This window comes from Geodermatophilus sp. SYSU D00525 (genome assembly GCF_054050475.1).
In genome coordinates, this window is sequence record NZ_JBJGZK010000002.1 from 20700 (window position 1) to 33874 (window position 13175).

At 76.0% G+C, this 13175-nt stretch carries 13 protein-coding genes; 11 read left to right on the plus strand and 2 right to left on the minus strand.

What is annotated here, in order from left to right; genetic code table 11:
• Positions 1-50: 50 nt before the first annotated feature.
• The 4 genes from ACI796_RS02065 to ACI796_RS02080 all read left to right on the plus strand — a co-directional run bounded on the left by ACI796_RS02065 (position 51) and on the right by ACI796_RS02080 (position 5850).
• Positions 51-857, plus strand: a complete 807-nt coding sequence (locus ACI796_RS02065; RefSeq protein ID WP_456939599.1) for an alpha/beta fold hydrolase — start codon at positions 51-53, stop codon at positions 855-857.
• Positions 854-3493: a SpoIIE family protein phosphatase gene (locus ACI796_RS02070; RefSeq protein WP_456939600.1), complete on the plus strand. Its 2640-nt coding sequence runs from the start codon at positions 854-856 to the stop codon at positions 3491-3493. The genes ACI796_RS02065 and ACI796_RS02070 overlap by 4 nt, the downstream gene beginning before the upstream one ends.
• A 117-nt stretch (positions 3494-3610) precedes the next feature.
• Positions 3611-4780, plus strand: coding sequence for an acyl-CoA dehydrogenase family protein (locus ACI796_RS02075; RefSeq protein ID WP_456939601.1), 1170 nt, complete (start codon positions 3611-3613; stop codon positions 4778-4780).
• Entirely contained in the window at positions 4777-5850 is a 1074-nt protein-coding gene (locus tag ACI796_RS02080; RefSeq protein WP_456939602.1) for an acyl-CoA dehydrogenase family protein, read from the plus strand. The genes ACI796_RS02075 and ACI796_RS02080 overlap by 4 nt, the downstream gene beginning before the upstream one ends.
• Before the next feature lie 46 nt (positions 5851-5896).
• Here ACI796_RS02080 and ACI796_RS02085 read toward each other — a convergent pair whose 3' ends face one another.
• Positions 5897-6517, minus strand: coding sequence for a hypothetical protein (locus ACI796_RS02085; RefSeq protein ID WP_456939603.1), 621 nt, complete (start codon positions 6515-6517; stop codon positions 5897-5899).
• A gap of 140 nt (positions 6518-6657) precedes the next feature.
• Here ACI796_RS02085 and ACI796_RS02090 point away from each other — a divergent pair, with 140 nt between their 5' ends.
• The 7 genes from ACI796_RS02090 (at position 6658) to ACI796_RS02120 (ending at position 12032) form a co-directional block, all read left to right on the plus strand.
• Positions 6658-7392, plus strand: coding sequence for a type 1 glutamine amidotransferase (locus tag ACI796_RS02090; protein WP_456939604.1), 735 nt, complete (start codon positions 6658-6660; stop codon positions 7390-7392).
• A 30-nt stretch (positions 7393-7422) separates the two neighbouring features.
• Complete coding sequence (locus ACI796_RS02095; protein WP_456939605.1) at positions 7423-8157, plus strand: alanyl-tRNA editing protein; 735 nt, start codon at positions 7423-7425, stop codon at positions 8155-8157.
• A 731-nt stretch (positions 8158-8888) separates the two neighbouring features.
• Entirely contained in the window at positions 8889-10751 is a 1863-nt protein-coding gene (locus ACI796_RS02100) for a hypothetical protein (protein ID WP_456939606.1), read from the plus strand.
• A 323-nt stretch (positions 10752-11074) separates the two neighbouring features.
• Complete coding sequence (locus ACI796_RS02105) at positions 11075-11245, plus strand: hypothetical protein (RefSeq protein WP_456939607.1); 171 nt, start codon at positions 11075-11077, stop codon at positions 11243-11245.
• Between the two features lie 50 nt (positions 11246-11295).
• Entirely contained in the window at positions 11296-11535 is a 240-nt protein-coding gene (locus ACI796_RS02110) for a hypothetical protein (RefSeq protein ID WP_456939608.1), read from the plus strand.
• Between the two features lie 53 nt (positions 11536-11588).
• Positions 11589-11759 carry a hypothetical protein gene (locus ACI796_RS02115; protein ID WP_456939609.1) on the plus strand — a complete coding sequence of 57 codons (171 nt, stop codon included), beginning with the start codon at positions 11589-11591 and terminating at the stop codon, positions 11757-11759.
• Between the two features lie 54 nt (positions 11760-11813).
• Positions 11814-12032 (plus strand): hypothetical protein, encoded by a 219-nt coding sequence (locus ACI796_RS02120; RefSeq protein WP_456939610.1) that lies wholly within the window; start codon positions 11814-11816, stop codon positions 12030-12032.
• Between the two features lie 58 nt (positions 12033-12090).
• Here the strand turns inward: ACI796_RS02120 and ACI796_RS02125 are convergent, their stop codons facing one another.
• Positions 12091-13146: a glutathione S-transferase family protein gene (locus ACI796_RS02125; protein ID WP_456939611.1), complete on the minus strand. Its 1056-nt coding sequence runs from the start codon at positions 13144-13146 to the stop codon at positions 12091-12093.
• Positions 13147-13175: the final 29 nt, after the last annotated feature.

The window sequence follows — 13175 nt, forward strand, 5'->3', positions numbered from 1 at the left end:
TGCGCGGGCGGGCGGGGACAGGGACGCCCGCGTCCGTTACCGTCCCGGGCGTGACGGTGGTCACGCGGAACTGCGTACGCGTGAGCGGGCCGGAGGGGGCCCGGCCGATGGTCCTCGCGCACGGGTACGGCTGCGACCAGACGATGTGGCGGGCCCTGGTGCCCGAGTTCGCCGTCGACCACCGGGTGGTCACCTTCGACCACGTCGGCGCCGGCGGGTCCGACGTCTCCGCCTACGATCCCGTCCGCCACGGCACCCTGCGCGGCTATGCCGAGGACCTCCTCGACGTCGTCCGGGAGCTGGACCTGACCGACGTCGTCCTGGTCGGCCACTCGGTGAGCGCGATGATCGGCGTCCTGGCGGTGCGGGCCGACCCCGGCCGGTTCGGGGCGCTGGTGATGATCGGACCGAGCCCCCGCTACGTCGACGACGAGGACTACACCGGCGGCTTCAGCCGGGCCGACGTCGCCGCGCTGCTGGAGTCGCTCGACAGCAACCCGGCGCAGTGGGCGGCGGGGCTGGCCGCGGTGGTCGCCGGGCCGGACCACCCCGACGTGGCCGCGGAGCTGGCCGAGAGCTTCTGCCGCACCGACCCCCGCGTCGCCCGCGACTTCGCCCGGGTCACCTTCCTCTCCGACAACCGCACCGACCTCCCCGCGGTCCGGGTCCCGACGCTGGTGCTGCAGTGCTCCGACGACGCGATCGCGCCCGAGCCCGTCGGCCGGTTCGTGCACGCGCAGGTCCCGGGCAGCGTCTTCAGGCGGCTGTCCGCCACCGGGCACTGCCCGCACCTGTCCGCGCCCGAGGAGACGACCGCGGCGATCCGCGCCTTCCTCGGGGGCCCGGTCGGCCCGTGACCGACCCCGCACCGCCCCCGGACCGGCTCGAGCAGCCGGAGGGTCTCGCGCGGCTGCTGGAGGAGGACCCCGCCGACCTCTACGAGAACGCCCCCTGCGGCTACCTGTCGATGGTCCCCGACGGTCGGGTGGTCAAGGTCAACCGCACCTTCTGCACCTGGACCGGCCGGGAGCCCGGCGACGTCCGCGGCCGCCGGCTGCCCGACCTGCTCAACGCCGGCGGCCGGGTGTTCTACGAGACCCACCTCGCGCCGCTGCTGCGGCTGCAGGGGGCGGTCCGCGAGGTCGCGCTCGACGTCGTCCGCGCGGACGGGTCGGTGCTGCCCTGCCTGGTCAACGCGGTCGAGGTCCGCGACGAGGCTGGGCTGCCGCTGCTGGTGCGCGCCACGGTCTTCGAGGCGACCTCGCGGCGACGCTACGAGCGGGCGCTGCTCACCGCGCAGCGGGCCGCGGCCGAGTCCGAGGCGCGGGCGCGCACGCTGCAGCAGGTCGTCTCCGAGCTGGCCGCCGCGGCGTCGCCCGAGCAGGTCGCCGAGGTCGTCGTCCACCGGGCGCGGGCGGCGGTGGAGGCCGGCGGCGCCGCGCTGTGGCTGGCCGCGCCCGGGCCCGAGGGGGCGCCGCCGCCGGTCACCCTGGCCGCCAGCGACCACGTGGCGCCGCACCTGCTCGGCGAGCTGGCCGCGGCGGCGCGGGACGGCGCGGAGCTGGTCCGCACCGGCGGCGTCCGGTCGGTGCCGGTCGGGCCGGCGTTGCGCGACCGGTGGCCGGGGCTCGCGGAGGCGATGGCCGAGGCCGGGCAGGAGGCGGTCGTCGTCGTGCCGGTGACGGCGGCCGACGACCGGCACCTGGGCGCGCTGGTGCTGGTCCTCGGCGTCACCGACGACAGCGAGCTGATCAGCCTGGCCGAGCCCGGCGCCCGCGGCTCCCTGGCGCCGGCCGACGCCGACCTGCTGGCCACCCTCGGCCGGCAGGCCGGGCAGGCGCTCGAGCGCGTCCGGCTGCACGAGGAGACCGTCCGGCAGGCGGCCCGGTCGGCGTTCCTGCTCGAGGCCGCCCGGCTCATGGCCGCCGGGCACGGGGTCACCGAGACGATCGCGGGGCTCGCCGAGCTGACCGTCCGCCGGCTGGCCGACGTGTGCGTCGTCGACGTGCTCACCGAGCACGGACTGGCCGAGCCGGTGGTCGCGCACGCCGACCCGGCCCGCCGCCCCCTGGTCGAGGAGCTGCGCGACCTCCACCTGCCCCGTCGCGACGGCTCGCACCCGAGCGTGCGGGCGCTGACCCAGCACCGCACGGTCTGGCTGCGCGGGGCGGCCGACGCCGAGCTCGCCCGGGCCACCACCAGCCCGCGGCACCGGGAGGTCACCCGGGCGCTGGAGCTGGCCGACCTCGTCTGCGTGCCGCTGGTCGCGGAGAACCGGCCGCTCGGGGTGCTCTCGCTCGCCGCCGACGTGCGCCGCGGCCCGTTCACCGAGGCCGACGTCGAGACCGCCGAGCAGCTCGCGCTGCAGATGTCGCAGGGCATGGACGTCGCCCAGCGCCACGAGCTCGACGAGCACACCTCGCACACGCTGCAGGCCAGCCTGCTGCCGCCCGCGCCGCCGGCGGTCCCGGGGTACGCCGTCGCCGTCCGCTACCTGCCGGCCAGCCGCGGCGCCGACGTGGGCGGCGACTTCCACGACGTCGTCCCGCTGCCCGGCGGCGAGGTGGCGCTGGTCGTCGGCGACGTCGTCGGGCACGACGTGACGGCCGCGGCGACGATGGGCCAGCTGCGCAGCGTGCACCGCGCGCTGCTGGTGGACCGGCCGGGCCCGGCGGCGCTGGTCGACCGGCTGCACGGCAGCTGGCCGCTGCTCGGCCTGCCGCGGATGGCCACCGCGCTGTTCGCCCGGCTGCACCCGCCCACCGGCGGGCTGCAGATCGCCTCGGCCGGCCACCCGCCGCCGCTGCTGGTCGAGGGCGGGCGGGCCGGGCTGCTCGACGTCCGCCCGGGCCGGCTGCTCGGCGCGCCGCCGGGTCCCGCGCCGGAGTGGCGGGGCCGGCTGCGGCCCGGCGCCACGCTCGTCCTGTTCACCGACGGCCTGGTGGAGAGCCGCACCGCCGACATCGACGCCGGGCTGGACCGGCTGCGCGCCGTCGCCGCCGCGGCCCCCGGCGACACAGACCCGGACGCGCTGTGCGACCGGCTGCTCGACGCGCTGGCCGGGCCCCGCCGCGCCGACGACGTCGCCCTGCTCGTGCTCACCCGGCTGCCGGGCGAGGGTCTGGCGGGCCGGGAGGAGGAGGCGGACCATCGCAGCCACCGCCCCGTCCGCGGGGCCGGGCGCGAGGAGGCCGCCGTGGAGCAGACGCGCAGTGAGCTGACCGACGTGCTCGAGGGCGCGACCGGGGACGTCACGGTCTCCGGTGACGCGATGCGCTGGACACCGGGGCGGGCGGAGCCGCCCGACCCGGTCCCCGGATTCACGGGGATCGACGTCGCCGCGGGTCTCGGCTCGGTGCTCGGGCTGGACCCCGCCGCGGTGCGCCGCCTGGTCTCCGGCGCCGTCGACCGGCTGACCACGGTGGCCGGCGACGTGGCCGACGGGCTGCGCCAGCTCGCCCGGGACGCGTTCCCCGGCGACGACCGGCACTGACCGCCGCCCCGCCCGGCAGGCGGACGGCGTCCGACACACCCGGGCGCGGGTGTTGCGCGCCGGCGCACGGTAGAACCGGGGGGACAACTGCCACGCCGACGTGGGGACGTGTCCGTCATGAGCAGCAACCAGTTGACCCTGGCGCCCGCACCGCCGTCCGAGGCCGCCGAGCGGGTCCGCCTGGAGGTCCGGGAGTTCCTCGCGCAGGAGCTCGCCGCGGGGACCTTCACCACGCACGTCGACACCTGGCTGTCCGGCGTCGACCCGGAGTTCTCGCGCAAGCTCGGCGCCCGCGGCTGGCTGGGCATGACCTGGCCCAAGGAGTACGGCGGCCACGAGCGCACCGCGCAGGAGCGCTACGCCGTCACCGAGGAGCTGCTCGCCGCCGGCGCCCCGGTGGCCGCGCACTGGATCGCCGACCGGCAGTCCGGGCCGAACCTCCTCCGCTACGGCACCGAGGCGCAGCGCAAGGAGATCCTGCCGCGCATCGCCGCGGGGGAGTGCTACTTCGTCATCGGCATGAGCGAGCCCGACAGCGGCTCCGACCTCGCGTCGATCCGCACCCGCGCCACCCGCAACGCCGACGGCGACTGGGTGGTCAACGGCGCCAAGGTCTGGACGTCGAACGCGCACCACTCCCACTACGGGATCGTGCTGGTGCGCACCGGCCCGCCCGGCGAGGGCCCGCGCGGCAAGCACCAGGGGCTGACCCAGCTGCTGGTCGACCTGTCGCTGCCCGGCATCACGGTCAACCCGATCCGCATCCTCGACGGCGGCCACCACTTCAACGAGGTGGTGTTCCAGGACGTCGTCGTGCCCGGCGACATGCTGCTGGGCACCGAGGGCGCCGGCTGGCACCAGGTGACCGCGGAGCTGGCCTTCGAGCGGTCCGGGCCCGAGCGGTTCCTCTCGACCTGGCCGCTGCTGGCCGAGTTCGGCCGCCGCGCCGCCGCGACCGGCGACCCCGCGCAGCTGGCGGTGCTGGGCCGGCTGTCCTCCCGGGCGCTGGCGCTGCGCCAGCTGTCGCTGCGGATCGCCGCCGCGCTGGACCGGGGGGAGCTGCCCGACATCCCGGCCGCGCTGGTCAAGGACATGGGGACGACGTTCGAGCAGGACGTCGTCGACGAGGTGCGCCGGGTGGTCGACGTCCCGGCGTCCCTGGACAGCCCCGACCCGCTGGGCCGGGCGCTGGCCGAGGCACAGCTGCACGCGCCGGGCTACACGCTGCGCGGCGGCACCAACGAGATCCTCAAGGGGATCGTGGCGCGGGGGCTGGGGCTGCGATGAGCGATCAGGACCTGGTGGTCGAGACCGTCCGGGACATCCTGTCCGGGCACGAGCCGTTCGTCCTCACCGCCGAGCGGCCGTGGGACGAGGGCCTGTGGTCGGCGCTGGCCGGGGCCGGGCTCACCGGCGTCGGGCTGCCCGAGGAGGCCGGCGGCTCCGGCGGCGAGCTCGCCGACGCCGTCGCGATCGTGCGCACGCTGGCGGCCGGCGCCGCCGCGGTGCCGGTGGCCGAGCAGCTCCTCGTGGCCGGCCCGGCCGTGGTGGCCGCCGACCTCGACCTGCCCTCGCCGGAGGAGCCACTGACCGTCGCCGTCGACGGGACGGTCGCCGCCGAGCCCTCCGACGACGGCGACGGGCCCGGCCGGTTCACCCTCTCCGGCACCGCCACCGACGTCGCGTGGGCCGGTGTGGCCCGGCACGTCGCGGTGCTCGCCACCGCGCCGGCCGGGATCGAGGGCGCGGTGCTGGCCCTGGTCGACGCGGCGGGGCTGACGGCGTCGCGGGCGGTGAACCTGGCCGGGGAGCCGCGCGGGTCGCTGGTGCTCGACGGCGTCGGCGCGCGCGGTGCGCTGCTGAGCCCGGCGCGGGCCGCGGAGGTGCGCGCCCGCTACGCGCTCGCCCGCGCGGTGCAGATCTCGGCCGCGCTGGAGCAGGTGCTGGCGTGGACGGTGCAGTACGCCGGCGAGCGGCACCAGTTCGGCCGGCCGCTGGGCAAGTTCCAGGCGATCCAGGTGGAGCTGGCGCAGATGGCCGGCGAGGTCACCTCGACCGCCGCGCTGGTCGACGCCGCCGTCCAGGCGCTGGACCGTGGGGAGACGACGATCGGGCTGGCCGCGGCCGCCGCGAAGGTGCGCGCGGGGGAGGCCGTCGAGCGGGTCGCGAAGCTGGCCCACCAGGTGCACGGCGCGATCGGCTTCACCCAGGAGCACCGGCTGCACCACCTCACCCGGCGCTGCTGGTCCTGGCGCGACGAGGCGGGCAGCGAGCTGACCTGGTCGCGGTTCCTCGGCGCGGGGCTGGTGGCCGCCGGCCCCCAGGACGTCTGGCCGGCCTTCACCGCCGTCGTGTGAGCCGGTCCCGTCCGCCTCCCGCGTGGGGGAGGCGGACGAGCGGGTCTCAGACGGTCTCGGGCACCCGCAGGTGGGCGAGGACGAGGTCGAACTCCTCGGCGTCGGTGATCTCGAGCTTCATGGACCGGGCGAAGTCGTCGCGGGTGGCGCGGGCGTGGGCGCGGCCGGCGTCCATGTCGTCGCGGTCCTCGAAGGTCACCGCGGACGCGGCCCGCCCGTTCTCCCGGTCGACCATGAGGCTCACGCTGCAGAAGCCGGGGTAGTCCTCCATCCGCGGCACCAGGACGCTGCGGTAGGCGTCGATGACCCGATCCAGCCCGGCGGGGTCGGTGCGCCACCAGGTCACGCGCGTGCACGCGCCCGCCGGCGCCTCCGAGCGGCGGTGCATGACCGCGACCTCCCACTCCTGGACCGTGACGCCCCCGCCGAAGGCCTCCGCGGCCTGCTCGCGCATCGCGCGCACCCGGTCGGCGCTGGCCCGCATCGACTCGACGTCGCGCCAGGACGAGGTGACGACGGCCCGTCCGCTGGCGCGGTCGGTGATCATCGACAGGCCCACGAACCCGCGCATGTCGGCCAGCGCGGGCATGACCTCGTCGCAGACGTACGCGATCCCGTCGTCGAGCTTCTCCGGTGTGCCCGCGACGGAGGTCGAGCGTGCGTACATGGCCGCTCCTCTCTGGGGGCGGCGCTGCCCGGGCGGCACCGCCGCGGGCGTCAGCCTGCTCCCGGCGGCGGCCCGGCGGAAGGGGGGCACCCCGGCGCGGGACGTCCGGGACGGTCGGTGAGGCCGCGGATACTGGGTGCGTGCACACCGCGCTCGTCCTCGTCCACGACGCCGACCCCTCGCGCGGGCACCGGCTGGTCGGCACCCTGCGGCCGGCGCTGGAGGCGCAGGGGCTGACGGTCGTCGTCGGGACGACCGTCGGCGACTCCCCACTGCTCACCGACCTGCCCGACCCCGCGACGCTGCGCACGCTGGTGGTCATGGGCTCGGGCGCGGCTGCCTACGACGACACGGTGCCGTGGCTGGCCGCGGAGCTCGCGTACCTGCGGCGCGCGGTCGACGCCGGGACGCCCGTGCTCGGCGTCTGCTTCGGCGGGCAGGCGCTGTCGCGCGTGCTGGGCGGCGTGGTCGCGCAGGCGCCCGCCGGCGAGCACGGGTTCCTCGACGTCGAGACCGCCGACCCCGCACTGGTGCCGGCCGGCCCCTGGTTCGAGTACCACGGGGACCGGTTCACCGTGCCGCCCGGCGCGGTGGAGGTCGCGCGGACCGACCGGGCGGTGCAGGCGTTCACCGCGGGCCCGCACCTCGGCGTGCAGTTCCACCCGGAGATCGACCCGGGCGCGTTCTCCGCGTGGGAGGAGACCTGGGAGCTCACCGGCCCGCCGCCGCCGGAGGCCGCCGCGCTGGTGCCCGGGCTGCGCCGCGAGATCGCCGAGAGGGAGCCGGAGGCCGCCGCGGCCTGCGCCCGGCTCGTCGAGGCGTTCCTGGACCGCGCCGACCGGGTGTGGCAGACGGAGGACGAGACGGCGGCTTGAGCCGGGGCGCGTTCGGCAGGATGGGTGCCCGTGAGCGCTGAACGGCACGGGCACACCCACCGCCTCGACCTCGCCGACGCCACCGTGCGGGAGTGGGACGCGACCGTCGTCGCGGCCGACCCCGAGCAGGGCATCGTCCTCGACCGCTCCGCCTTCTACCCGGGCGGCGGCGGGCAGCCGCCGGACGAGGGCGTGCTGCTGTGGGGCGGCGTCCGCACCCGGATCGCCGGCACCCGCAAGGGCGACGAGCTGTACCTCATCCCGGTCGAGGGCGACCCGGTGCCGCCGCCGGGCACCGCCGTCCGCGGGGCGCTCGACGACGAGCGCCGGACCGCGCTCATGCGCACCCACTCGGGGCTGCACGTGCTCACCGGGGTGGTGCTGCGCGACTTCGGCGCCAAGGTCACCGGCGGCAACATGGAGCCGCTGACCGCGCGGATGGACTTCGACCTCGCCGAGGTGCCGGCCGACTTCAAGGACCGCGTGGCCGAGGCGGTGAACGCCGAGATCACCGCCGACCGGCCGATCCGGGTCCGCACGCTCCCGCGTGAGGAGGCCTACGCCATCCCCGACCTCATCCGGACGGCGACCGACCTGCTGCCGCCCGACATCGAGCAGGTGCGGATCGTCGACATCGTCGGTCTCGATCTGCAGGCCGACGGCGGCACGCACGTCGCCTCGACGGCGATGGTCGGCCGGGTCGAGGTGGTCAAGATGGAGAGCAAGGGCCGCGGGTTCCGCCGGCTGCGCATCCGCGTCGTTTAGTCCGGCGAGGTCCCGGTACGCCGCGTTGCCGTGATCGACGAGCGGTCCGGATGGAGTCGTTCTAGTCTGCGTCCGTGCGGAAGGGGACTTCCACACGGGGGTCGGTGAGCAGCGCCGGAGTCGCTGGCTGGTCCCGTCGGGTCCTCTTCCTGATCGGCCTGGTGGCCGGCGTCTACGCGCTCCTGCTGATCGCGTCCGCCACGGCCCGTGCCGATGACCCGCTCGCTCCGGCGGGCTCCTTGGTCGGCGGGCCGGTCGAGGAGGTCGGCGCGACGGTCGACGAGGTCCCCGTCGAGCCCGTGGTCGAGCCGGTCGCGGAGGTCCCCGCCGCGGCGCCTGAGCCCGCTCCCGCGCCTGAGCCGGCTCCCGCGCCTGAGCCGGCTCCCGTGCCTGAGCCGGCTCCTGTGCCCGAGCCGGCTCCTGTGCCCGAGCCGGCTCCTGTGCCCGAGCCGGCTTCCGTGCCCGAGCCGGCTCCTGTGCCTGAGCCCGCTCCCGCGCCTGAGTCCCCTCCGGAGCCGGTCGCGGACGTCCCCGCGGAGACGCCTGAGCCGGTGAGCGAGGCGCCTGTTCCGGTGGTCGAGGACGTGGTCGCACCGGTGGTGGAGCCGGTTGCGGACGTTCCCGCGGAGACGCCTGAGCCGGTGAGCGAGGCGCCTCTGCCGGTCGTGGAGGACGTGGTCGCACCGGTGGTGGAGCCGGTTGCGGACGTTCCCGCGGAGACGCCTGAGCCGGTGAGCGAGGCGCCTCTGCCGGTCGTGGAGGACGTGGTCGCACCGGCAGTGGAGACGGTGACCGAGCCGGTCGCGCCGGTGGTGGCTCCAGTGGTCGAGACCGTGACGGAGCCGGTGGCGCCGGTGGTCGAGACGGTGACCGAGCCGGTGGCGCCGGTGGTCGAGACAGTTACGGAGCCGGTCGCGCCGGTGGTGGCTCCAGTGGTCGAGACCGTGACGGAGCCGGTGGCGCCGGTGGTGGCGCCGGTCGTCGAGACGGTTGCTGAGCCGGTGTCGCCGGTGGTGGCGCCGGTGGTCGAGACCGTGACCGAGCCGGTCGCGCCGGTGGTGGAGCCGGTGACCGAGCCGGTGGCTCCGGTCGTCGAGACGGTGACTGAGCCGGTCGCTCCGGTGGTCGAGATCGTCGTCGAACCCGTCGTGGACACCGCGACGGAGCCGGGGGCTCCGGTCGTGGAGACGGTGACCGAGCCGGTGGCTCCGGTGGTCGAGACCGTCGTCGAACCCGTCGTGGAGACCGTGACCGAGCCGGGGGCTCCGGTCGTGGAGACGGTGACCGAGCCGGTGGCTCCGGTGGTCGAGACCGTCGTCGAACCCGTCGTGGAGACCGTGACCGAGCCGGGGGCTCCGGTCGTCGGGACCGTGACCGAGCCGGTGGCTCCGGTGGTCGAGACGGTGACCGAGCCGGTGGCTCCGGTGGTCGAGACCGTCGTCGAACCCGTCGTGGAGACCGCGACGGAGCCGGTGGCTCGGGTCGTCGAGACGGTCACCGGACCGGTGGCTCCTGTCGTCGGGGTAGTCCCGCCTCTGGTGGGGACGGTCGTCGAGCCGGTCGTCCCGGTGGTCGAGGACGTCATCCCGCCGGTGGTCGAGGTGGTCACCGGTCCTGTGGCTCCGGTGGTCGATGCGGTGGTCGAGCCGGTGACGCCGGTGGTCGAGCCGATCACGCAGCCGGTCGCTCCGATCGTCGAGGCGATCGTGGAGCCGGCCGCGCCGATCGTGGAGACGGTGACCGAGCCGCTCGTCCCTGCTGTCGAGAACGTCGTCCCGGTCCTGGGACCGGTCACTCCCGTCGTCGAGGACGTTGCCGCACCGGTGATCGGGACCGTGGTCGACCCGGTCGCGCCCGTCCTCGAGACGGTCCTCGATCCTGTCGCGTCTGTCGTCGAGACGGTCACCGCGCCTGTCGTGCCGGTGGCCCAGGTCGTCAACGGGGCGGCCGGCCCGGTCATCGACACGGTGGTCGAGTCGGTGACGCAGCCGCTCGTGCAGGTGGTCGAAGCCGTCGCGCCCGTGGTGGAGACCGCCGTCGAATCCGTGGCGGTGGCGGAGGCCGTCACGCCGGTGACCGAGCCGGTCGCCGCCGAGGCCGAGGCGGTGACCACCGCGGTCGCCGGCACCGCCACCGCGCAGGTCACGACCTCGTCCTCGGCTCCGGTCGCCAAGACCGCCCCCGCGGTCGGGACCGCAACTACCCAGACCGCGCGGGCCACCGGACTCGCCGTCGCCCCGGCGACCGTGGCCGTCCTGCTGACCGCCCCTCAGGCCGAGTGCGGCGCGGCCGACGACGCCACCGAGACCTCGGCGACCACGGTCACGCAGCGGCAGCGGTCCACCGCCCCGCGGCCCGTCGACCCGGCGCTCGAGGACGACCTCCCCACCGAGCCCACGGCGCCGGTGGCGCCCGAGCCGCGGCCGATCGCGCCCCCGGCGCCCACCATGTCGGCCTCGACCTGGCTGACCACCCTGGCCGCGATCTGCCCGTCGGGCGTGCCGGCCACCGCCCTCTGCACCGCCCCGGCGCCGACGTCGGCCTCCGCCGCCGTCGCCGCCGTCCTGCGCGACCCGTCCTTCTCTCCCGACTGACCTCCCTGCCAGGCGCGCACCAGCCGCCGGCCGAGGTCGGGGATCTCTCCCGCACCGCACCGCCGACTGGGCGCTGCCTTCCCGGGCGTGACCCCGAACTGGCCACCGCTGGGCCGGGGCCACCGGGCGGGGAGGTATCGGGGATGGGGGTTACGCGCACCGACCGGTCGCGCGGCACCCCTGACCTCCCTGCCCGACACTCCGGACGACGGGGGCGGTGGCGACACCGGCGCCCCCGCCCCCGTCGACCGATCCGACCCGTGACATCCGCAGGACGCCGGACGGCCACGTGCGCGACACGTCCGTGTGTTAGTCATGACGTCATGACGACTTCGTGCGCACTGCGCCCGCTGCCGGACCGCGCCACGCTCGTCGACGTGCACGGCTCCCGGTTCCTGCTCGAGTGGCTCGACCGGGACACCCTCGCCACCGCCGCCGCGACGGCCCGGTGCGCGGCCGAGGTCGACCGGGCCGAGGACCGCGCGGTGAGCTGAGGCGCGGGGATCACTGGCGTCCGGTCGACCTGTCGGGCACGGTGCCGCTCGTGCTCCCGTGGATCGTGATCGCCCTGGTCCTGCTCGTGTCCACCGCCATGTTCACCGCCGCGATACGCGCCGCCCGGCGGGGCGGGCCCCGGCGCTCCGGCGGTGACGGCGGGGGCTGGTACAGCGACGGCGGGAACTGGGGCGACGGCGGACACCACGGCCACCACGACGGCGGCGGCTGGGGCGATTCCGGTGGCGGTGGGGGAGACGGCGGAGGAGGGGGCGGCGGCGGGGACTGACCCGCGCGCGGACCCCTGGCGCCCCGGCCCGAGGTGCGGCACGGTGCCCGCCCGTGGCCGCGCTCTCGATCCTCGCCTTCGTGGCGATGGCGATCTACTGCATCCTGTCCTGGCAGCGTCCGCAGCCCGGTGCCGGCGACGGCAGCTGGTCCGGGGGCGACGGGGTCGACAGCGGCTCCGACGGCGGCTCAGACGGTGGCGGGGACGGCGGCGGCGGGGACTGACCCCGGGGTCGGAGGGCTCTGTCGTCCGGCTCGTGCGCGCGGGACCTTCGCGCCATGACCGTGATCGTGGTGTTCGCGGCTCTCGCGGTGGTCCTCGTCCTGCTCGTCGCGCTGCACCGGTACCGCACGGGTGCCGGGGAGTGGCGTGGTGACGACCACGGCCTCGGCGAGTGGGGCGGGCGCCCCCACCCGTCCCGCTTCCCGCTCGGCGGCAGGGCGAGCGGCGACGCGGGCGGTGGCTTCGACGGTGGCGGCGGAGGCGACGGTGGCTGAGACCCGGCCACGCCGAGGGTGCTGTCCGGTCCGCCGACCCCTCGGCACCGCGTGCCGGTCAGCGGCGCTCGTCGTCGGGCCGGTGCCCGATGCCGCCGGGGCCGTGCGACGCCGGCACCTCCTCGCCGGCGGCCACGGGCCCGGGCGGGGTGCCGTCGCCGAAGGGTGAGCCGCCGAGCGCCTCGCGCCCGTGCGGGGTCAGCCAGTTCGACGTGTCCGGGCCCATCGGGATGACCTGCGTCGGGTTGATGTCCGCGTGGACGACGTAGTAGTGCTCCTTGATCTGCGGGAAGTCGGTGGTGTCGCCGAACCCTGGCGTCTGGAACAGGTCGCGCGCGTAGCCCCACAGCGCCGGCATCTCGGACAGCTTCTGCCGGTTGCACTTGAAGTGGCCGTGGTAGACGGCGTCGAAGCGGGCCAGCGTGGTGAACAGCCGGACGTCGGCCTCGGTGATCGTGTCACCCATGAGGAAGCGCCGCGTCGACAGCCGCTCCTCGAGCCAGTCCAGCGCCGTCCACAGCCGGTCGTAGGCCTTGTCGTAGGCGCGCTGCGAGCCGGCGAAGCCGCACCGGTACACGCCGTTGTTGACCTCGGTGTAGACGCGCTGCATCACCTCGTCCATCTCGTCCCGCAGGTGCTCGGGGTAGAGGTCGGGGGCGCCGTCGCGGTGGTACTTGGTCCACTGCGTGGAGAAGTCGAGCGTCATCTGCACGAAGTCGTTGGTGACGACGGCCTTCGTCGGGACGTCGACCATCGCCGGCACCGTGATCCCGCGCGGGTACTCCGGGTCGCGGGCGAAGAAGGCCTCCTGCAGCCGTTCGTAGCCGAGCACCGGGTCGCGCCCGCCCGGGTCGAGGTCGAAGGTCCAGCTGCGCTCGTCGTGCGTGGGCCCGCAGATGCCCATCGAGATGACCGGCTCGAGGCCGAGCAGCCGGCGCACGATCGCGGCGCGGTTGGCCCAGGGGCAGGCGCGGGCGATGACCAGCCGGTAGCGGCCCGGCTCGACCGGCCACTCGCTCGAGCCGTCGGCGGTGATCCGGTCGGTGATGTAGTTCGTGTCGCGCTTGTACTCCTGGCCGTTGGAGACGTAGCCGGATCCCTGGTCCTCGCTCACACGATCAACTCTCGCCGACCGCGCCCCCC

Coding starts and splice junctions, on each gene's coding strand:
- ACI796_RS02080 (WP_456939602.1), top strand. CDS start 4,777: ATGAGCGATCAGGACCTGGTGGTCGAGACCGTCCGGGACATCCTGTCC.
- ACI796_RS02085 (WP_456939603.1), bottom strand. CDS start 6,517: ATGTACGCACGCTCGACCTCCGTCGCGGGCACACCGGAGAAGCTCGAC.
- ACI796_RS02075 (WP_456939601.1), top strand. CDS start 3,611: ATGAGCAGCAACCAGTTGACCCTGGCGCCCGCACCGCCGTCCGAGGCC.
- ACI796_RS02105 (WP_456939607.1), top strand. CDS start 11,075: ATGACGACTTCGTGCGCACTGCGCCCGCTGCCGGACCGCGCCACGCTC.
- ACI796_RS02120 (WP_456939610.1), top strand. CDS start 11,814: ATGACCGTGATCGTGGTGTTCGCGGCTCTCGCGGTGGTCCTCGTCCTG.